General features: G+C 66.7%; 11 protein-coding genes. 6 read left to right on the top strand and 5 right to left on the bottom strand.

Going from position 1 to position 19,687, the window contains the following annotated elements; genetic code table 11:
* Positions 1 to 29: 29 nt before the first annotated feature.
* From LC060_RS14130 to LC060_RS14120, 3 genes are all read right to left on the bottom strand, one after another.
* The gene (locus tag LC060_RS14130) at positions 30 to 1,397 is read right to left on the bottom strand and encodes an FAD-binding oxidoreductase (RefSeq protein WP_226636648.1); all 1,368 of its coding nucleotides are present in this window, start codon (positions 1,395 to 1,397) and stop codon (positions 30 to 32) included.
* An 84-nt stretch (positions 1,398 to 1,481) separates the two neighbouring features.
* Entirely contained in the window at positions 1,482 to 2,390 is a 909-nt protein-coding gene (locus LC060_RS14125) for a mechanosensitive ion channel family protein (RefSeq protein ID WP_226636646.1), read from the bottom strand.
* A complete protein-coding gene (locus LC060_RS14120) occupies positions 2,390 to 5,680 on the bottom strand; it encodes a hypothetical protein (RefSeq protein ID WP_226636644.1) in 3,291 nt (1,096 codons plus the stop codon). Before LC060_RS14120 ends, LC060_RS14125 begins: the two co-directional genes overlap by 1 nt.
* Positions 5,681 to 6,226: 546 nt before the next feature.
* On the opposite strand from LC060_RS14120, the gene LC060_RS14115 reads away from it, so the two are divergent.
* The 3 genes from LC060_RS14115 to LC060_RS14105 all read left to right on the top strand — a co-directional run bounded on the left by LC060_RS14115 (position 6,227) and on the right by LC060_RS14105 (position 12,835).
* Positions 6,227 to 10,105 (top strand): hypothetical protein, encoded by a 3,879-nt coding sequence (locus LC060_RS14115; protein ID WP_226636643.1) that lies wholly within the window; start codon positions 6,227 to 6,229, stop codon positions 10,103 to 10,105.
* A 55-nt stretch (positions 10,106 to 10,160) separates the two neighbouring features.
* The gene (locus LC060_RS14110) at positions 10,161 to 11,225 is read left to right on the top strand and encodes a DUF2235 domain-containing protein (protein WP_226636641.1); all 1,065 of its coding nucleotides are present in this window, start codon (positions 10,161 to 10,163) and stop codon (positions 11,223 to 11,225) included.
* 209 nt (positions 11,226 to 11,434) lie between these two features.
* Positions 11,435 to 12,835: an aldehyde dehydrogenase gene (locus LC060_RS14105; RefSeq protein WP_226636639.1), complete on the top strand. Its 1,401-nt coding sequence runs from the start codon at positions 11,435 to 11,437 to the stop codon at positions 12,833 to 12,835.
* A gap of 88 nt (positions 12,836 to 12,923) precedes the next feature.
* Here LC060_RS14105 and LC060_RS14100 read toward each other — a convergent pair whose 3' ends face one another.
* Positions 12,924 to 13,388: a MarR family winged helix-turn-helix transcriptional regulator gene (locus tag LC060_RS14100; RefSeq protein WP_226636638.1), complete on the bottom strand. Its 465-nt coding sequence runs from the start codon at positions 13,386 to 13,388 to the stop codon at positions 12,924 to 12,926.
* Positions 13,389 to 13,470: 82 nt separating this feature from the next.
* Between LC060_RS14100 and LC060_RS14095 the strand changes: the two genes are divergently transcribed.
* The 3 genes from LC060_RS14095 (at position 13,471) to LC060_RS14085 (ending at position 17,938) form a co-directional block, all read left to right on the top strand.
* Positions 13,471 to 14,304 carry a p-hydroxycinnamoyl CoA hydratase/lyase gene (locus LC060_RS14095; protein WP_226636636.1) on the top strand — a complete coding sequence of 278 codons (834 nt, stop codon included), beginning with the start codon at positions 13,471 to 13,473 and terminating at the stop codon, positions 14,302 to 14,304.
* A 93-nt stretch (positions 14,305 to 14,397) separates the two neighbouring features.
* Positions 14,398 to 16,527, top strand: coding sequence for an acetate--CoA ligase family protein (locus LC060_RS14090; protein ID WP_226636634.1), 2,130 nt, complete (start codon positions 14,398 to 14,400; stop codon positions 16,525 to 16,527).
* 85 nt (positions 16,528 to 16,612) lie between these two features.
* Positions 16,613 to 17,938 (top strand): MFS transporter, encoded by a 1,326-nt coding sequence (locus tag LC060_RS14085; RefSeq protein WP_226636632.1) that lies wholly within the window; start codon positions 16,613 to 16,615, stop codon positions 17,936 to 17,938.
* Here LC060_RS14085 and LC060_RS14080 read toward each other — a convergent pair.
* Positions 17,935 to 19,686 carry a hypothetical protein gene (locus LC060_RS14080; RefSeq protein WP_226636630.1) on the bottom strand — a complete coding sequence of 584 codons (1,752 nt, stop codon included), beginning with the start codon at positions 19,684 to 19,686 and terminating at the stop codon, positions 17,935 to 17,937. The two genes, LC060_RS14085 and LC060_RS14080, sit on opposite strands and share 4 nt — an antisense overlap.
* Between the last annotated feature and the right edge of the window lies 1 nt (position 19,687).

Here is a 19,687-nt window from a genome sequence, read left to right as displayed (position 1 = left end):
CAGCGGCTTATGGATAATTCCTCGTAAGCTTACGTAGTTTGTGAAAGTGGGCCGGGGAAGCGACTTTCCGGGTCGTAGCGGGCTTTTACCGCGCAAAGGCGCTCGTAGTTCGGGCCGAACCCGGCGGGCGCGCGTGCGGCCTCGTCGCGGTCGAGATAGTTGAGGTAGACGGTGCCGTCCGACAGCGGCGCAAGGCGGGCGAAGACCTCGCGCACCGCCGCGATGATTGCGGCATCCTCGGCCGGATCGCACCACCCGGCCGAGATGCCCACGTTGTAGAGCGCATGGCGATTGGGAAAGGCGCTGGCCGAAATGTCGACATCGCAAACCGCACCGCCGAGCGCTTCCAGAAAGATCAGCGTGTATTCGCCGGGGATCGTGGCGATACCCTCGGCAAGGCAGGCGACGAGTTCCGTGGTGAGTTCGTCGGCGAAGATCGACTTCCAGTAGTAGCGCCCGCCCCTGGGGGAGGAATTGGCGAAAGCCTTCTGAAAATCGACATAGGGCTGGGGCGTGACGAAGCCGTGCAGAAGCTCTCCCACCTCCAGCAGGGGCGCAAGCTCGCGCGCGGCGCGCTGGGGTTCGCCTGTGTGCAGGGCGACGAGGGCCAGGCAGGGCTTGCCGTGCAGATGGTTCGGGAAGTCGCGCAGCGGCGGTATCTTCATGAAGGCAGGGACAAGGCCAACCTCGCGCGCGGCAGCGCGCATGAAACCGCCCACGAAGGCCATGACTTCCTGCGCCCTGTCGAGGGGGTAGAAAGCCCAGGCGGTGGTGATTTCGGGGCCTACGGGGGAGAGCTTAAAGTCGAAGCGGGTGACGATCCCGAACTGGCCGCCCCCTCCGCGCAGCGCCCAGAACAGGTCGGGGTGCTCGCGCGCGTTGACTTCGACGCGGCTGCCATCGGCGAGCACGACTTCGGCGCCGATCAGGTTGTCGATGGCAAGCCCCAGTTGGCGCGAGAGAAAGCCGATCCCTCCGCCCAGCGTCAGCCCGCCCACGCCCGTCTCGGGCTCGACCCCGGCGGTGACGGCGAGGCCGTGAACCTGCGTGGCCGCATCGAGTTCGCCCAGGAGCACGCCGCCCCCCACCCGTGCGGTGCGCGCGACCGCGTTCACCTCGATCCGTTTGAGGACGGCCAGGTCGATGAGGAGCGAGCCTTCGACAAGCGCGGCACCCGAGACCGAATGGCCTCCGCAGCGCGCGACGGCCTGCATCCCATGCGCGGCAGCATGGCGGACGGCGGCTTCCACGTCCGCGGCGTCGCTGCACTGCGCGATAAGCGCCGGGCGCCTCTCGATCATGGCGTTCCAGCCTTGCCGGGCGGTGGCGAACCCGGGATCGTCGGGGCCTAGTACGGCCCCTTTGAAATTGGCGATGGAATGCGTGCTGCTGGACATCTCGGGCCCCTCTCCCTTCGTGGGTGCCGTTCGCTGTCTGTACAGACTACGCCTATTGTGGAGCTGTGCAATCCATTGCCGGGGTCAGGGGGCGGGGCGGAACTGGCCGGGTGTCAGGATCCCTTCGTGCTGGAAGGCGCGCAGGACCCGCAGGTTCACGTCGGATTCGAAGGCTTTCTCAAAGCGCGTGTCGAGGACGTAGGCCTTGAGCCGCAGGCGCACGCCGACCAGGTAATCCGACACCCACTGGTTGACGAGGATGACCACGGGCTTGGCGAGGAAGACGTAGCGGCTGGACAGCACGGCCTCGTTCACGATCTCGCGCGCGCGCTCGATGTCCTGATCGGCGGCGATGTGGAAGTCCATCACCACCTGCATGTCGAGCGCGCCGTAGTTGCCCGAGGACGTCACATCGCTGAGGAACTTGCTGTTGGGGATGGTGACGGTGTTGTCGTCGAGCGTCTGCATGCGCACCGAGCGCAGGCCGATGGCGGTGATGTCGCCGTATTCGCCCCCGAAGTTGACGCGGTCGCCGACCTGGAAGGGCCGGTCGAGCATGACGATAACGCCCGCGATGAACGAGGCGACAAGGTCCTTCATCGCAAAGCCGACCGCGACGGCGACCGTGCCGCCGATCACCGCCAGTGTCGTCTCGTCGACCCGGAAGGAGAGCAGGAGCACGAGCAGCGTCGTGGCGACGTAGATCACGAACTGGCCGATCGTGCTGACCTTGTGGAGGGTCAGGCGGCGCGAGGAGAACTCGCTCCCGAAGGCGGCGACAAAGCGTCCGAGAAGACGCAGCAGCATCCACGCGCCAGCCACGACGAAGAGCGAGGTGATGACCCCGCCCCAGCGCACGATGTCGGCGAGGCGGCTGATCGTGTCGATATCGATATCGTCCTGGGCCCACGCGGGGCTGGCGAGAAGGGCCAGAAGCGGGGCGGCTGACCGCAAGGGCCGGAACAGGGCGCGGGCAAACGAGGGGTAGGGCATCAGCGTGTCTCCCGCACGATGAGGTTCTGGCGCGCGAGAAGGCGGGCGACGGTGGTCCACCAGTTGAGTGCGATCTGGTAGCCGGGCGCCAGGTGTGTCACCGCGCCCATGCGTTCGAGGCGGCGCAGCGCGTCGCTGATCTGCATGTCCGAAAGATCGGTGCTGGCGTGGATCGCTGCCTTGTCGGCAACGTCCATCTGGAGCAGCACGCGCAGCACGAAGAGGGCGGGCATCGGAAGCGCCGCGAGGCTTTCCGTGGGCGGTGTGTCGAAGGTGCGCACGGTGACCGTTCTGGTGACCGCCTCGACGAAGAGCGAGCGACGCCAGTAGTCGAGCGCGATGGCCGGGTTGCCACCGACGTGTTCGGCGAGGCGTTCGAAGTAGCCGCGCTTGCGGCGCTCGGTCACCGAGACATCCTCGCCGAACTCGAACACGCCGTCATCGACCATGGCCGAGAAATCGGGGGCGATCCCGGCCTGCGCCGAGCGGCGTTCGATCAGGTCGCGCAGCTCGTCTGCAGTCCAGACGGGGAGCGTGTGGATGGCATCGAAGAGGATGCGTTCGCTGCGCGCGCGCTGGAGGAAGCGCCAGGCGGCATCCGAGATTGCGAAGACCCAGGCATGGCCCTCCTCGCAGGAATGGCGGGCATGGCCGATCAGCCGGTCGAGCGCGGCAAGTCCGCCGATGGCAGGCACGATGAGGCGCTGGATATCGTCGATGGTGATGAAGAGCGGGGCACCGCCGCGTGCCTCTTTCGCCAGTTGGTCGGGCAGGCGCTCCACCCAGTCCGTGGGCGGACAGGGCGGCACTTCCAGGTGGACGTGGTGCATGTCCTTGCCCGACTTGCGGGCGAGGTCGCGCAGGTACGAGGACTTGCCGAGCCCGCGTTCGCCCACGAACAGGGTGAGCGATCCGGCCGGGACCGAGGGCATGGGCAGGTGTCCGGGACGCTCGGCTCCAAGGCGCAGCGTCGAGGGCGGGCGGTGCGGATCGAAGACGGCAAGGGTCTCAGGCGGGAGGCGGTGGAAGCGTCCGCTGGCCTTGTCCTCGGCGACCTGCCGCTCGGCCGCGATGCGCGCGCGCTGCTCCAGCATCTCGCGCACCAGCGCCACGTCGCGCACACGCCGTGCGATGACCGCGCGCACGCCCTTGGCCAGCAGCAACACACCCACCGCGATGCGTCCGGCAACGCCGGTAACGCCGCCCGGGTCACGCGCGATCCAGCGCAGCAGCGCGCTGTCGCCTGCATCCGCCGCGGCAAGGCTGACAATGCGCGCGCGCCACCACTTGGCGAGCAGCACCGCCACCACCGGCACCAGCAGCCAGGCGACGGTCACCACCCAGTTGTAGATCGCGCCTTCCCCCACGCTCGCGCGGGTGAGGTTGAGCATGAGGCCGATCGCCAGCAGGCTGCCCGCGATGAGGCGCAGCGACTTCCAGCGCAGCGCCGCGCGCGGATCGTCCTGCCCGCGCCCGCGCGCCAGCTCGTTGACGAGGCGCACCGTGACCACGGTCGTCAGCGACCAGAACACCACGATCCAGATGAAGCGCAGCCCGGCAAGAGCCAGATCCTCGGGCCAGAGCCACCACAGGACGCAGGCCAGCAGCAGCCAGTCGAGCGGTGCACGCACGCAGCGCCAGTGCTGGAGTGCGGCGCTTTGCAGGGAGCGCAGGACCGTGCGGGGGCGCTTGAGTGCCGCTTCCATCTGCGCGCGCGCCAGCAGGGCATCGCCGCGCTTGCGCCACCAGGCGAAGGCCATCGCGATCAGCATGAGGCGCAGCACGGCGAGGACGAAGGCGGGGCTGGGGCTCGTCACGCGGGCCAGAAGATCGCTGGCGGTATGGCGCCAGGCCTGAAAATTGAAGCGCAGTTCCAGGACGATCTCGAAGACTTCGCGGCGGACCTGCGCCACGCCTTCCGGGCCAAAGCCGGTCACGCGGCCTCGCATCGATCCGCTCAGCGCGTGCAGGAGGGTGAGGCGCGCGCCGTTCATCAGGTTCATGGCCTCGCGCAGTGCGCTGCGCTGCTGCCACAGCCGCTGGGCATGGGCTTCGGTCAGCAGCGCTGCGTCGCGCTCGAGCGCGGCGCGGTGGGTCTCCAGCGCGCGCGTCTCCGGCGCGTCGGAGGACAGCGCGCGGTCGAGAGCTGGCGGCGTCAGGCCGGGCGTTGAGGGCGCTTCGGAGACCTCGAGCGCGGCCTGCAGTTCCCCACGCACCTTGGTCAGTTCGGCGACCAGTTCGGGGTAGAGCGCATCGGCTGTGGCGGGGCCGGCCTCGGCAGCTTCGAGGGCGCGGCGGCGCCAGGCAAGCGCGTTGTCGCCCACGGTGTCGGGCGAGGCGCTGCCGCGCACGAGGTCGGCGCGGAATTTGGCCTGGGCCTGTTCGGTCTTGAGGAGACGCGCGCGCTCGCTGGCGACAAGGCGCTCGTGCTCGCTGGCCGCATCGCGCGCGTCCTGCTCGGCCTTGCTGAGGCGGGTGTTGGCGTTCTTGAGCCGGGCATCGGCCTGGGCAACTTCCTGCGCCGAGCGCGAGGAGACGCCGGACGCGGCTGCGAGTTGGACGAGGCGATCGGGAGGCAGGCGGAAGATCGTGCGCCGGGCAAGCGCCACCTGGTCCTTGAGCCAGGCGATGCGCAGCGCCGGGGACGCGTCTTCGGCGGGCTCGGCCTCGTCGGGGATTTCGGTGTCACGCAGAAGCGCCATCTGGCCCGCGTTGTTGGCGGCATCGAGCAGGTTGATGTCGAGCGCGCCGGGCGGAACGGCCTCCCCCTTGAGGAAGGCCTCAAGCGCGGCGAGCTCGGCCTTCAGGCGCGTGAGTTCCTGGGCCTGCGAGCTTTTTTCCTCGGCGGCCTCGCGGAAACTGCGGTGGGCCTTTTCGTGGCTCTCGAGGAGGGTGCGGCGGCGCTGGTCGGAGAGGCGCAGGAAGGCGGCTTCGGCCAGTGCGAGCTGCGCCTGCGCCGGGGGCAGTCCCCCCAATGCGGCCGGATCGCGCGCGGCGCGCTCATAAAGATCGCGGTCCTCGACCATGCGCGCGACAAGCCTCAGGCGCGGCGTGTCCTGCCCGATGAGGCTGGCTCCGAAGAGGTCGTGGGCGTCGACGGCCGGGTCCAGGTTTCCGGCGAGAAGCGCCTGGATGCGTGCGGCGCGCTGGGCGGCCGGAGCCACCTCGGGCGCATTCTCGGGCGTGCCGTCCGCCGCGGTGGGCTGTGCCACGAGCGGCGTCTCGCAGACGGCCAGCGCCATGATGGCGACAAGGACGAGAAGCACGAGGCGAAGGGGCGAGAGCGTCATGGATGCACGATGCCGCCAAGCGGGCCGCGCTGCAACGGTGGGAACAGGGATACGCACGGTTCACGAACCCGTGCGAGAGCGCCGCAAAGCCTTGTGGCGCGGGGGATTAGTCCGGATCGGCGGGCGGCGCATGGACGGAAGGTTCGGTGCAAGGTTTCGAGTGCGATGACTTTTGTTTTGCCAAGTGGTCAATTCTCGCAGGGGAACTCTCTAGCAGAAGTGCCGCGACAGGCGCTCGATCTTTGATCTGCGAACCTTGCCTGCGCTGCGGACGATTTGGCCTTTCATGGTGGCCTGAGAGGCCATGGGAAAGGCTGTCGTGCGGCGTCCCGCCGCGATCGCAGGCGCGCCGCGATACGCCGCGTTTGCAGGCAGGTTACGCGCGATTTCATGCATCTATTGTGGGTATCTATTTATTTAAATATGAACAATACTGTTATCATTGACGTAAATTTTATTAATGATTGGCCTATGCTCCGCCTGGTGTAGAATTTGGGTGGGTCGCTCTTCGCATTGCATGTCCGGTTTCGGACGAGAGGAGGGCTCATGGCGCGGGCGTCAGCGGTGACGACCAAGGGGGGATTCTTCGGGGGCGCCCTGGGCGAGATTCTCGCCGGCGTCATCGGCGTGCTGCTGGCTGGCAGCCTCTTCTTCGCCTTCTTTGTACAGCCCCGCGCGCAGCACGAGCGCGACCGCATCTACCGCGCGATGGCGCAGGTCGCGCGGCTGATCGATGATCAGGTCGAGGTTGCGAAGTTGCCGCAGTCAATCTGGTCTCGATCCAGCATCAAGAAGAACGGAGTTCTGGAAGACTACCCGCACTTGGAAGGCGGATGCCCGAACGAGCCTGTCCTATGTGTGGGGCGTATGGGCGACAAGGACGAGGGCGCGGAAGAGCAGGCTAAGACAGACGAGGTCGAGGAAGAGCAGGACACCGTGAACGTGCCGTTGAAGACAATAGCGGAGAATGCCGATCTTCCCTATCCCGAGGCCATCCTCCTCATCATGGATGAACATGGAAATGTTCTGGCCGGGCAGGACAGGGATGGTCGCTGGAGCCTGTTCCATTCGCTTGGGAACCTGATCCTGGGGGCGGACGGGCCGGGGGGGAGGGCCACCGAGCAGGGTTCGAAGCCGGGTGTGAACTCCGGAGGAGAGGCCAGTACAACCCGGGAACTGGTCAAGATGAAGCAAACCATCGAGGCCTACCAGCGCGGCGCGCGCAATGCGGTCTTTTCTGGGGCGCCCGCGCGCCTGACCCACAGTTTCGGAGGGCAGGATTATGCGGTGTTCATGGCCGCGCATCGCCTTTCGGCGGCGGGCGTTGCGGTGCGGATCGGAGGGGACGACAGCCCAAACGCGTCCGGCTCGGAGGGGGCCGAGCAGGGGGGGCGCGGGCCCGCGCAGAGCCGTAGCCTGATCTATGCGTTTCTCGTTCCCGAGCGGGTCATTGACCGCACGGCCACGGCGCTGCCCAAGAGCGCTCTCGTTCACCTGCTGATGGTGATCGTCATCCTGTTCCTGGCCATTCCGCTCATCAAGTTGTTCAGCCAGAACGCGCTCAAGCCGATCCGCCGCGCGGACCTCGCTGCGGTCATGCTCTCGATCATGCTGATCACGATGACTGCGACGCTGTTCACGACCGTGGTGCTCTTTCGCAGCAGTGTCACGCGCGACATCGAAAGCGAACTGGCGTGGCTCTCGGACCGGGTCTCGCAGAGCCTTTCGAGGACCATAGCTGCCCGCACACTCAAAACCATTGAAGTGGGCGACCCGACTGAGGAGAGCGACCCGAAAGCATCGCAGAGCACCCCTGACACGTACGACTTGTTGCGCACCACGCACTGGGGCGTGGCCCCGCTGCGGGATGCGGACGCGCTCGTCGGCGTGACGGCGGTTGATGCCAAGGGGGCGTGTCTACCTGAGTTCGAAAACAAGAAGCCGAAGTACTGTGCTGGCGGATTCTACGGTGCGCAACCCAAAGCAGGAACGCTGAATGTTGCCAGGCGGCCCTACTTCAAGGCTTCGCAAATGGGCTTTGGTTTCCCCACGGGCAGCTATGTCCAGTTCCTGCGCTCCAAGGGCAACGGCCGACTTTCGCTCTCGGCCATGGGGGAGAAAGTGTCATGCTCTGAAAAGAACTGTGACAAGGATGGGACACGGCTTTTTACCTTCTTTCCGGTTGCGCTGCGTGCTCCGGTTCTGCCGCCCAATTTCGCCTTCATGGTGGTCCTGAACAGCGATCTTCCCGAGGAGCTTGGCGTGCGCGGCGATCAGGTGGCGGGCGATGTGCTTTACCACAGCCACCAGGCACGCAGCATGAACGAGAACCTGCTGGTCGAAGCGGAATATGATCCGGCGCTGGCCTCGGCTCTCGAGATGCTGCGACAGGGATCAAGCAAGGCCCCGGTGCGCAGTTCGCTGCTGCCGATTTCCTATCAGGGGCACCCCCATTTCGCGCTGGTGCGGCCGGTCCCGGATACGCCCTGGTCGATTGTTGCCATCTATGCGCGCGACGAGGCCCTCGGCCTCCTGGACCTTGCGGTGGTCGAGGCGTTCCTGCTCGGGTGTGGCTGGATCGCCTTGGTCTTCGCGGTGTGCTGGATCCTGCCACGGATTTTGCGCGCGCTCTTCCTGCGCCCCGATCCGGGGCGGGCCGCGGGGCTGGACGGGCAAGCCCCGCCCCCTATCCGGGGTCGGTCCATCTGGTTCTTTCCCAATGCCCTGTGCGAGGGGGCGGGCGACGGCCTGCGCTACTCCTTCGTGACCGGACCGCGCGAGCTGATCTGGCAAGGGGGCGTGTTCCTGCTCCAGGGGGCTGCGCTGTGGGCCTGCGCGCCCGAAGTTGCCGTCCTCGCCAATGGCGGCCTCGCGGTGGTCCTGCTGATCTGCAACTACCTCACCATCATACGCCGCAGCGAGGACACGGGCGGCAAGCGCGGCCGCCGGCACGCGGTCTGGGTTGCGTGGCTACGGAAGGGAACTGCGGCTGTCACGCTGGTCGCAATGGTCTTCGTTCTGGGCTTCTACGGAAAAGTCGATGGCTCTGATCGTGCGCAAGCTTCGCTGTTCCTGCTCGCTGCGGGGGGGGGCGTGGTCATACAGCTGGCGCGTTGGGTGAGCCTGCGCCGCAACCTTTACAAACCGGCGAATACACCTCTGTCGTCTCGGGGCCGCGCTCGTCAGCGCCAGGCCTACATCCTGCGGGTGCTGACTCTGCTGACCATTGTCGTGAGCATGCCCACGGTCTGCATCATGGCGCTGACCTACAGCGTCAATCTCGAGCGGTACATGGGACGCTCGCTGGCGCATGTCGCGGCGCAATCGGAATGGCAGGCTCTCGAGTTCCAGGACGATGCGAGGCGACTGGCACGCGCCACAATGAAGGATGAGGGTGGGGCAGGCAAGATACTCAAGGCGTGGAGGGAGGAACTGGAGCTTGGCTTCCATACGCCGCAAAATCCTGGCTGGTTGGTAAGCCCGCCGCCGGATGCGAATGAGCCCCCCGCTCCGGCCCCGGATATCGAAGCGGACGGCGGTGGGCTGTTTGGGGTGGAAGTGAAGCCCCGCTGCGACAACAGCGAAGAGAAGGATTGCGAAGTCACATCCCACCAGTCTCGGGGGTGGCCGGCCGCGCTGGTCGAGTGGCTGCAGCCGGGCATCGGGGTGCCTGACCCTGCGGCCGCGGATCAGACCAGGGGCTACGTGCTGGTTCGAAAGGCGGGGCACCTTGCGCTGGCGCTACCAAGGCAATTCCAGCCTTTGCGCGCGCAGACGGCGGGCTGGTCTCTTGACGGAAAGGTGCTGATCAGCAGCGATTCCACGCAACTGCCGCTTCACCCCCACTGGTTCACCGTGCTGTTTCTCGGTGCTTTCGTCGCGCTCTTCGGGTTTGCTTTGTATCGGCTTCTCGTAGCCGTCGCGGAGCATCTGACCGGCCTCTATCTCCTTCCGGTCCGGGTGTCGCCGGCACAGCTGAAGGCACGCCGTGAACAAATGAAATCCCATCCGCGCATGGCCTGGGATGCGCTGGGAGGCTATCCGCAGAAGGCGCGTCTTCTGGCGCTGGCGTATGGTCGCACGATCAACTTCCACGAACGGGCCTCGATCCGCGATCTGGTCGAGCGCGGCTACCTGCAACTGACGCCCTACGTGCGGATCGCGAGCGAGGAACTTGCCGAATTCATCCGCCACGACCTCCCCGGCGAGGAGCGCGCCAGGGTGCGCGACTATTGCGCGCAGGTGGAGGACAAGTGGGACCATGTGCGCCTGCCGATCATTGTCGCCTACGTCGCGGCCTGCATGCTTGTGGCCTACGTCTCCCCCAACCTGGTCCAGCTTGTCACGACTTCGTTCTTCGCGCTGGCCGCGCTGCTCCCGCTGATGCGCGATCCGCTGGCTCAGTTCCTGGGCAAGAGGGGCTGAAGCGCGTGCTTGAAAACGACCCACCGGGCCGCCGTGCCCACGAAAGGAGAGAGCCATGTCCAAGAGCCTGATCGTGTGCTGTGATGGAACCTGGAACAGCGCGGACCAGAAAGGCGAGCCGACCAACGTCACCAAGATGGCGCGGGCGATCCTGCCGCGCACCGCGACAGGTCGCGCGCAGGTGATCTATTACGACGAGGGCGTGGGCAGCGGCAACATGCTCGACCGGGTGGTGGGCGGCGCGTTCGGCACGGGGCTGGGCACCAATGTCCAGCAGGCCTACCGTTTCCTGTGCCAGAACTACGATGTGGGCGACAGCCTGTTCCTGTTCGGCTTTTCGCGAGGGGCTTACACCGTGCGCAGTCTGGCTGGTCTGGTCGGCCTCGTCGGGCTGGTGCGCAAGGGCGATCTCGACAAGCTGCCCGAGATCTGGGCCTACTACCGCAAGGACGATCGCAAACGGGCCAAGGCGCCGCTCGATCCGGCCCTCTTTGAAGGGCGGCATCCGGACATCGAAATGGTGGGCGTCTGGGACACCGTGGGCGCGCTGGGTATTCCGACCAATTTCCTGGGGCCTCTGGGACGGCGCCGCCATGCCTTCCACGACGTCAAGCTGGGCGGCAAGGTGCGCCATGCCTACCATGCTCTCGCCATCGACGAGCGGCGCCGCAAGTTCGTTCCGGCCATCTGGGACACGAAGGAGGGCATCGCCCCGGGACAGGAGGTGGAGCAGGTGTGGTTCGCAGGCGCGCATAGCAACGTGGGGGGCGGTTATCCCGACAAGGTGCTGTCCGATATCGCCTTGCTGTGGATGTGCGACAAGGCAAAGCCCTTCCTGGAATTGGATGACGAGTACCTCGCGCGCAAGGTGGAGCGCGTGGAGCAGGGCGCGGCGCGTGGTCTTCTGGTCAATTCGGCACGACATGCATTCTGGAAGCTGCAGGGCCAGGAGGAGCGCGAACTGGGCTCGGACGCGACGGAGACAATCCATCCCAGTGTGCTCGCGCGTCTGAACCTGAGCGGGGACAGTACGGCGGCGGCCAAGCCCCCGTTCAACCCCTTTCCCTATCTCCCGCGAAATCTCCTGCGCTTCCTGGAGAAGACTGGTCTGGTTCGCTGAGCAGCCGACGGCGCGTAGGCTGATTGCTCGCCTCGTCGCGGCGCAGCCCCCTCCCTCCCGGACGCTTTTTCCCTTGCACTTGCCCTCGGTGCGTGGCGCTGTGCGGCACGGCTCGTCGCATCCTCTGATATTACTATTGCTGATAGGCAAAATATCGCTATTCAGCATAGCCAAGTGATTCAGGGCCAGCAGAGCCAAGGGAGATAGGGATGACTGAGTTCTCGCGTCGCAATCCGCTGACAGGCGAAATCGCCTCCAGCGCGCCGGCCATGCAGCCTGGCGATATTCCGGCCATCGCGAAGAAGGCCGCGCAGGGGCAGGCACAATGGGGCCAGATGGGCCCCAACGCCCGCCGCGCCGTCCTCACCAAGGCCGCCGAAGCGCTCGAGGCGCGCCGCGATGATTTCGTGGCGGCCATGCAGAACGAGATTGGCGCAACCGCGGGCTGGGCCATGTTCAACCACGGCCTGTCGGCCAGCATGATCCGCGAGGCCGCTGCGCTCACCACGCAGATCTCGGGGGAGATCATCCCCTCCGACAAGCCCGGGTGCCTTGCCATGGCCGTGCGTGAGCCGGTCGGCGTCATTCTCTCCATCGCGCCCTGGAACGCGCCGATCATCCTGGCCGTGCGCGCCATCGCGACCCCGCTGGCCTGCGGCAACGCGGTGATCCTGAAGGCGAGCGAGATCTGCCCCCGCGTCCATTCGCTGGTGATCGAATCCTTTGCCGCCGCCGGCTTCCCCGATGGCGTCGTCAACGTCGTCACCAACGCACCCGAGGATGCGGGCGATGTTGTCGGCGCGCTCATCGACGCGCCCGAGGTCAAGCGGATCAACTTCACAGGCTCCACCGCAGTGGGCCGCATCATCGCCCAGCGCGCGGCAGGTCATCTCAAGCCCTGCGTCCTCGAACTGGGCGGCAAGGCGCCCTTCCTCGTCCTGGAGGATGCAGATCTTGATGAAGCGGTGAAGGCCGCTTCCTTCGGCGCCTTCATGAACCAGGGCCAGATCTGCATGTCGACCGAGCGTATCATCGTGGTCGAAGCGGTCGCCGAGGCGTTTGCGCAAAAGTTTGCGGCCAAGGTCGCGAGGATGACCACGGGCGATCCGCGCGAGGGCACGCACCCGCTCGGCGCGGTGGTCGACCAGAAGACGGTGGACCACGTCAATTCGCTGATCGAGGACGCCCTGTCCCACGGCGCGACCCTCTTGACGGGCGGAACGGCCGACAGCGTGCTGATGCCCGCAACCGTCGTCTCGGGCGTGACCGATGCCATGAAGATCTACAGCGACGAGAGCTTCGGCCCGGTTGTCGCGGTCCTCCACGCGCGCGACGAGGAGCACGCGATCGCGCTCGCCAACGACACCGAATACGGCCTCTCCGCCGCTGTCTTCACAAAGGACACCGCGCGCGGCCTTGCCGTCGCCCGGCGCATCAGGTCGGGGATCTGCCACGTCAACGGCGCGACCGTCCACGACGAGGCGCAGATGCCCTTCGGAGGCGTCGGGGCCTCTGGCTACGGCCGCTTTGGCGGCAAGGCCGGGATCGATAGCTTCACCGAGCTGCGCTGGATCACGGTCGAGACCCAGCCCGGGCACTACCCGATCTGAGCCGCGGTGCGGTCCGGGCACGGTCGACATCATGCACGTCCCCCACCATGGCTGCGGCCTTTGGGGCCAGCCTCTGGCGGGTTGCGCCTCAGCGCCAGAGGGCGTTGAGGGCGGGGACGAAGTGGTCGCGGTGCTCGGCCGGGATGCGCTGGAGCAGGTCCTGCTCGAAGGTCTGGGTGATCCGGCGCACCTCGTGCAGGGTCGCCTCGCCGTCAGGGGTCAGGATGATCGCCATCGACTTTCCATCAAGCGGTACGCGTTCGACCAGTCCGCGCGTGACCAGGCGCCCGATCAGCGGGGCCATGTTGGCCGAGCGGATGTCGAGTGCGGTGCCGATCTGGCTGGAGGTCATCGTGTCACGCCCGTCGATCAGAAGGAGGATCGAGGCTTCGGATACGCGCAGGTCCACTTCGGACAGCAGCGTGCCCAGTTCCGCCATCATCGCATTGGCCGCACGGCGCAGCGTGTAGCCAGGCAGGATGGCAAGCGGATCGGGTTCCCCATCGGGCGCAGGAAGGGAGCCGCTATCGGGCTTTCCGGATGTGTCGGCCAAGGTTCTCTCCGCAATTGGGCTCTTCGCGAGCCATCTTATTCGTATCGAAGATAGTCAAATACACACATCAAGGAAATTTGCCATGTCCGAACGTGCACCTGAAGATACCGTCTCCTACACCGTCGAGAACCGCATTGCCTGGGTTTCGTTCAACCGCCCGGAAAAGCGCAACTGCATGAGCCCCAACCTCAACCGGCGCATGACCGAGATCCTCAACGAGCTGGAATTCCGCGAGGACGTGGGCGTGCTCGTCCTGACCGGTGAGGGCACCGCCTTCTCGGCGGGCATGGACCTCAAGGAGTACTTCCGCGAGAACGAGGAAAAGGGCATCGGGGCGACCCGCCATGCCCAGCGCGAAGCCTATGGCTGGTGGGAGCGCCTGCGCTGGTACGAGAAGCCGACCATCGCGATGGTCAACGGCTGGTGCTTTGGCGGTGCCTATGGTCCGCTGTTCAGCTGTGACCTGGCCGTTGCGGCCGAGGACGCGCAGTTCGGCCTATCGGAAATCAACTGGGGCATCCTGCCCGGGGGCGGCGCCTCGAAGGTCATCGTCGAGCTGACCGGTTTCCGCAACGCGATGTACCACGCCATGATGGGCGAGAACGTCGATGGCAAGAAGGCCGCCGAGTGGGGCCTCGTCAACGAGGCGGTGCCCAGCGACAAGCTCAAGGCCCGCGTCGAGGAAATCGCCGGCGTGCTGCTGGGCAAGAACCCGACCGCGCTGCGCGCCACCAAGTGGGCGATCCGCCGCGTGGGCGAGATGACCTTCGACAACTCGATGGACTACCTCGTGCGCACGCAGGAAGCGGCCAACTTCTTCGACGGCGAAGGCCGCAAGGAAGCCACCCGCCAGTTCATCGACGAAAAGACCTTCAAGCCGGGTCTGGGCGCCTATGATCTGAACAAGAAGGACTGACCTTCACGGCACGGGGCCACGCCGCAGTGGCGGGCCCCGTCGCCCCCTGACCCATCTCACATTCACCTGAACCTCGCCGGGAGAGGCCCCAGAATGACCGTTACCACCCTTTCGCACGACGCCATCTCGCGTTTCCTGAAGCCCAGCTCGATTGCCATCGTGGGCGCGAGCGACAAGCCCGGCGCACTTGGCGCCTCGGTGCTCAAGAACCTGGAACGCAATGGCTATTCGGGCGCCATCTACCCGGTCAATCCCAAGCGCGAGACGATCGGCACGCACCGCTGCTACCCCAGCGTCGAGGCGCTGCCCGAGGGGGTGGACGTCGCCGTACTGGCAATCCCGCAGCCCGCCGTGCTCGACGCGGTGAAAGGGCTTGCCGCGCGCAAGGCGGGCGGGGCCATCATCTTCTCTGCCGGTTTTGCCGAGGGCGGCGAGGAGGGCAAGGCCCAGCAGGCCGAGATCGCCCGCATCGCCGCCGAGTACGGCATGGTCATCGAGGGGCCCAATTGCCTCGGCGCTGTGAACTACGTCGATGCCGTGCCGCTGACCTTCGTGGAGACGCAGGCGCTGCCGCCCGCCGGGCGCCGTGCGCTCGGCGTCGTCTCGCAGTCGGGTGCGATGGCCGCGGTGCTGGGCGCGACCTTCGGCGCGCGCGACCTGCCGATCAGCTATTCGGTCTCGACCGGCAACGAGGCGGCAAGCGGGGTGGAAGACTATGTCGAATGGCTGCTGAAAGATGACGAGACCCACGTCATCGCCATGATTGTCGAGCAGTTCCGCAAGCCCGCCCGCTTCCTCGAAGTCGCCGCAAGGGCGCGCGGCGCGGGCAAGCCCATCGTCCTTTTGCACCCGGGCAAATCGAGCGCGGCGCGTGAGAGCGCGGCCACCCACACCGGCGCGATGGCGGGCGACTACACGCTCATGCGCCGCAAGGTCGAGCGCGAGGGCGTGATCTTCGCCGAGACGCTGGAGGAGCTGGGCGACATCACCGAGATCCTCATGCACTGCCCGCACATGGAGCGCGCCGACATCGCGGTGCTGGGCGAATCCGGTGCGTTCAAGGCGCTGACGCTCGACTTGGCCGAAGAATTCAATCTGCCCTTGGCGCAGCTGGACGATGCCAACGCACCGGCGCTGCGCGAGGCGCTGCCGCCCTTCGTGCCGGTCAGCAATCCGCTCGACATTACCGCCCAAGGGCTCAGCCAGCCCGAAATCTACACCAATTGCCTCACCGCGCTGCTCGACGATGATCGCGTGGGCGCGGTGGTCGCCGGGATCATCCAGACCGATCCTGTTACCATCGGCATCAAGGCGCCCGCGATCCGCGCCGCGCTTGAGGGGCGCAGCTCGACCAAGCCGCTGATCTATGCAGGGCTCGACGAAGGCGCGCCGATCCCCGAAGAGATCATCACCGATTTCCGTGCGCGCGGCATTCCCTGCTTCCCCAACGCGGAACGCGCGATCCGTGCGCTCTCGCGCCTCGCCGCCTTCGCGCGCCGAGACCTTGCGAAGGGCGCGTTCGAGCCGACCCCGGTGGCAGGCCTCGATGCCTACACGGGCGTCGTCGCCGAATATCAGGCCAAGGAGCTGCTTTCCCCACTCGGCCTGGCCTTCCCCGAAGGCGGCTTTGCCGACAGCGCCGAGGCCGCGGTCGCGGTGGCCGACACGGTGGGCTATCCGGTCGCGATGAAGGCGCAGGCGCAGGCGCTTGGCCACAAGAGCGATGCGGGCGGCGTTCTCCTGAGCCTTGCCGATGCCGACGCGGTGCGCACCGCGTGGAGCACCATCCACGACAACGTCGCGGCCTACAACGCTGCGCTCGCGCTTGACGGCGTGCTGATCGAGAAGATGGGCGCGCGCGGCATGGAGATGATCGTGGGCGGGCGCAACGATCCCGAATGGGGGCCGGTGGTCCTGGCAGGATTTGGCGGCGTAACCGCCGAGATCCTCAAGGACGTCTGCCTCTTCACGCCGGACATGACGATCGCGCAGATCGAGGAAGGGCTGATGGGCCTCAAGTCGGCCGCGTTGCTATCGGGCTATCGCGGGTCGCCCCGGCTGGACGTTCCGGCGCTGGCCGCGCTCGTCGCGCAGGTGGCAGCGGTCCTTAGCGCGGAGCCAAGTCTCTCCGAACTCGACCTTAATCCTGTTATCCTCTATCCCGAGGGACACGGTGTGGTCGCGCTCGATGCCCTGATGCTGGTCGAGCCGGTCGCACCCTGAGGCGAAACGGGCCGCACGGCCCGTTCTCCCCGAACACGAACAACACAGCGGCGCCGAAGAAGCACCGCGAGAGAGGAAGTCCGGCATGAACGCATCACCGCAAGGTGCGACCGATCCCCGCGCCCTGATTGCGCAAGGCCCGATGCGCGCGCGCCAGGTGCTCGCCATCGGGGTGTGCGTCCTTTTGAACGCGCTCGACGGGTTCGATGTCCTCGCCATCAGCTTTGCCTCGCCCGGCATCGCGGCGGACTGGGGGATCGACCGGGGGGCGCTCGGCATCGTCCTCTCGATGGAGCTGTTCGGCATGGCGCTGGGCTCTTTCGTGCTGGGCCCCATGGCGGACCGGATCGGGCGCAAGCCCACCGCGCTTGCCTGCCTTGCGGTCATGGCGACCGGCATGCTGGGGGCGGCCTACGTCGGGTCGGTCTACGAGCTGGCGGCGCTGCGCTTTGGCACCGGCATCGGAATTGGCGGCATGCTCGCCTGCACCAACGCGATGGTGGCCGAATACGCCAACGACAAATGGCGCAAGGCCGCGATCTCGGTCATGGCGGCGGGTTATCCCGTCGGGGCCATTACCGGGGGCGCCTTCGTCAGCGCCTTCCTCCTCGAAGACGGCTGGCGCAATGTCTTCATCTTCGGAGCCGTGGTCAGCGCAGCGCTGATCCCCATCGTGCTGCTGCTCGTGCCTGAGAGCGTGGGCTTCCTCATGCAGGGTGGGCGCTCAGGCCGTCTTGCCAAGGTCAACCGCGCGCTGGCAGGTCTTGGCCATTCGGCGGTCGCGGCCGTGACCGAGCCGGAACTGGCGCCGCGCGCGAAAGTCTCGACCGCGCGCCTCTTCGCGCCCGATCTTCGCCGCACCACCATCCTTCTGACCATCGCCTATTTCACCCACGTCATGACCTTCTACTTCATCCTGAAGTGGGTGCCCAAGATCGTGGTCGACATGGGCTATGCGCCGTCCTCGGCGGGCGGGGTTCTGGTCTTTGCCAACATCGGCGGCCTCCTCGGCTCGTTGCTGCTGAGCGCGCTGCTGCTGCGCATCGGCCTGCGCCCGCTGATGGTGGCGGCGCTGGCCTGCTCGGCGCTGCTTGTCATCAACTTCGGGCGCGGGGCGGGGGACCTTTCGGGCCTGTCCTGGGCGGCGGCTTCGGCGGGCTTCTTCACCAATGCGGGCATGGTCGCCTTCTACTCGCTGATCGCGGGAGCCTATCCGACCGAGGCGCGCGCGGGCGGCACCGGGTTCGTCATCGGCATCGGGCGCGGCGGTGCGGCGCTGGGCCCCGTGCTGGCAGGCTTCCTTTTCGAGGGCGGGCTTGGCCTTCAGGGCGTCGCCGTGGTCATGGGGCTTGGCTCGTTCATCGCGATCCTTGCGCTCCTGGGCCTCAAGGGCGCGGCGCGCGAGATCTAGAACAGGCCATCGTCGAAATCATCGAAATCGTCGAAGCCCTCGAACCCTGCGTCGTCGTCCGAAGCGCTGGCGCAGGGACTGTTCCCGCTTGTGCCCAGCGCCACCATGCCGGGGCGCAGGAAGCGGTTGTGGACACTGCGCTCGCCCGCCATCGTGTAGCTTCCCGCGATGTCTTCCAGGAGGAGGCGCAAGGGACCCTCGTCGCCCGGCGCGCCGGGGGATAGCGGGCTGGCGGCCAGCGCCTGGGCTTCTTCGGCAATACCCGGTGCCATCTGCAGGGCGGTGGCAAGGAAGCTTTCGGTCTGTTCCATCAGCTCGGCCATGCCGATCGCGCCCTGCTCGACGGTGGCCATGGCCATGTCGGTGGCCTGCGCGCTGTCACGGATGGTTTCGAGCGCCCCGGAAAGTCCGGTGCCCACCGCGCCGTCGCCATTGTCGGCCATCGTGCGCATGCGCTCCGAGATCGCGACCAGTTCGGCCTCGGCGGTGTTGATCCCGGCGATCAGCGTGTCGAGCTTGTCGGAGTGGCTGCGGATCTCGTTGGCGATGATCGAGACCGGGCGTCCGATGACCTCGGTCTTGCGGCAGCGCAGGCCGATGTTGATCGCCATCTGGCGCACATCCACCCGCAGGTTGCGGATTGCGGCAACGCGCTCGGTCACGGTCGCCACGGTCGCGAGGATCACGTCGAGCGTGGCCTCGGCCTGAACATCGGCTTCGTGCAACTGGCCGATCATTCCGGCGGCTTCCGCGATGCCGTCTTCCATGCGGCGCAGGAACAGGGCACCGGCCTGCTCATCGAAGGTGTCGCGGTCCTGCAGCGCGGTCAGTTTCTCGGCATTGGTGCGCAGGCGCTGGAGCGCGGCGACGAGCGCGCGGGTATCGCGTTCGTACTCCTGGGCGGTGTCCTCGACCTGCGCGTGGAGGAGGGCAAGGACATGGCCGCGCTGGGGATCGGACAAGGCCTGCCCTGCTGTTTGGTCGAGCCGCGTGCAGGCCTGGCAGACATGTTCGAGGCGCTGGCGCGCCCGGTCACCGACCTGGAGCGCGGTGAGCGCGCTTGCGAGTTCGCCCTGGATCGCGCGGGCGTGGTTCGAGGTGGCCTCGGCCAGGTCGACAAGCCCGTCCTGGTGGCTGGCAAGCGCTTCGGCGTCGCGGGCAAGCCGGTCAGGCACCTGGGGAATGACCTTGCGGCATTCGCGCAGGAGCCGGGCATCGATGCCCTGCATCGAGGTGATGCTGGTGTCGAGTTCGGCCAGCTTGAGAGCGAAAGCCTCGCTCTCGCGGTTGCCCGCCCCCAGCTTCACGTTCATCTCGTCGGCAAAGTTCACGAAGTCGGGGGCGCCCGAGGCTGCGATCTTCACGTTCATCGCGTAGATCTGGAGGACCTGCAGGCAGCGCTGCACTTCGCCTATGGCGCGGCGCAGGTCGCGAGACACCTTGTGGATTGCGCTGATCTCGGCGCCGCGCCGCTCCAGGCTCTGCGCGACCTTACCCAGGCGGCTTGCTGAATCGCGCAAGGTCGCAATGGCCGCGGTGGCCTCGCTCTGCGCGAAGACTTCGGCGACTTCTCGCAGCGCGGTCAGGATGATGTCGATGGTCTCGACCGTCTGGCCGAGCGCGAGCCCGGCCTTGTCGAAATGCCCGTTCAGCCCCTCGGCGACGGCCGCGAGGTTCTGGCGCACGAGGTCGGCGCGCTGATCGGGCGCGTCGGAACCGGCATCGAGACGGTGGGCAAGGGTTGCCATG

The organism is Novosphingobium profundi (genome assembly GCF_020524485.1).
In the GTDB taxonomy this organism is placed as follows: Bacteria; Pseudomonadota; Alphaproteobacteria; order Sphingomonadales; family Sphingomonadaceae; genus Novosphingobium; species Novosphingobium profundi_A.
This window is presented reverse-complemented; position numbering and strand designations above follow the sequence as displayed.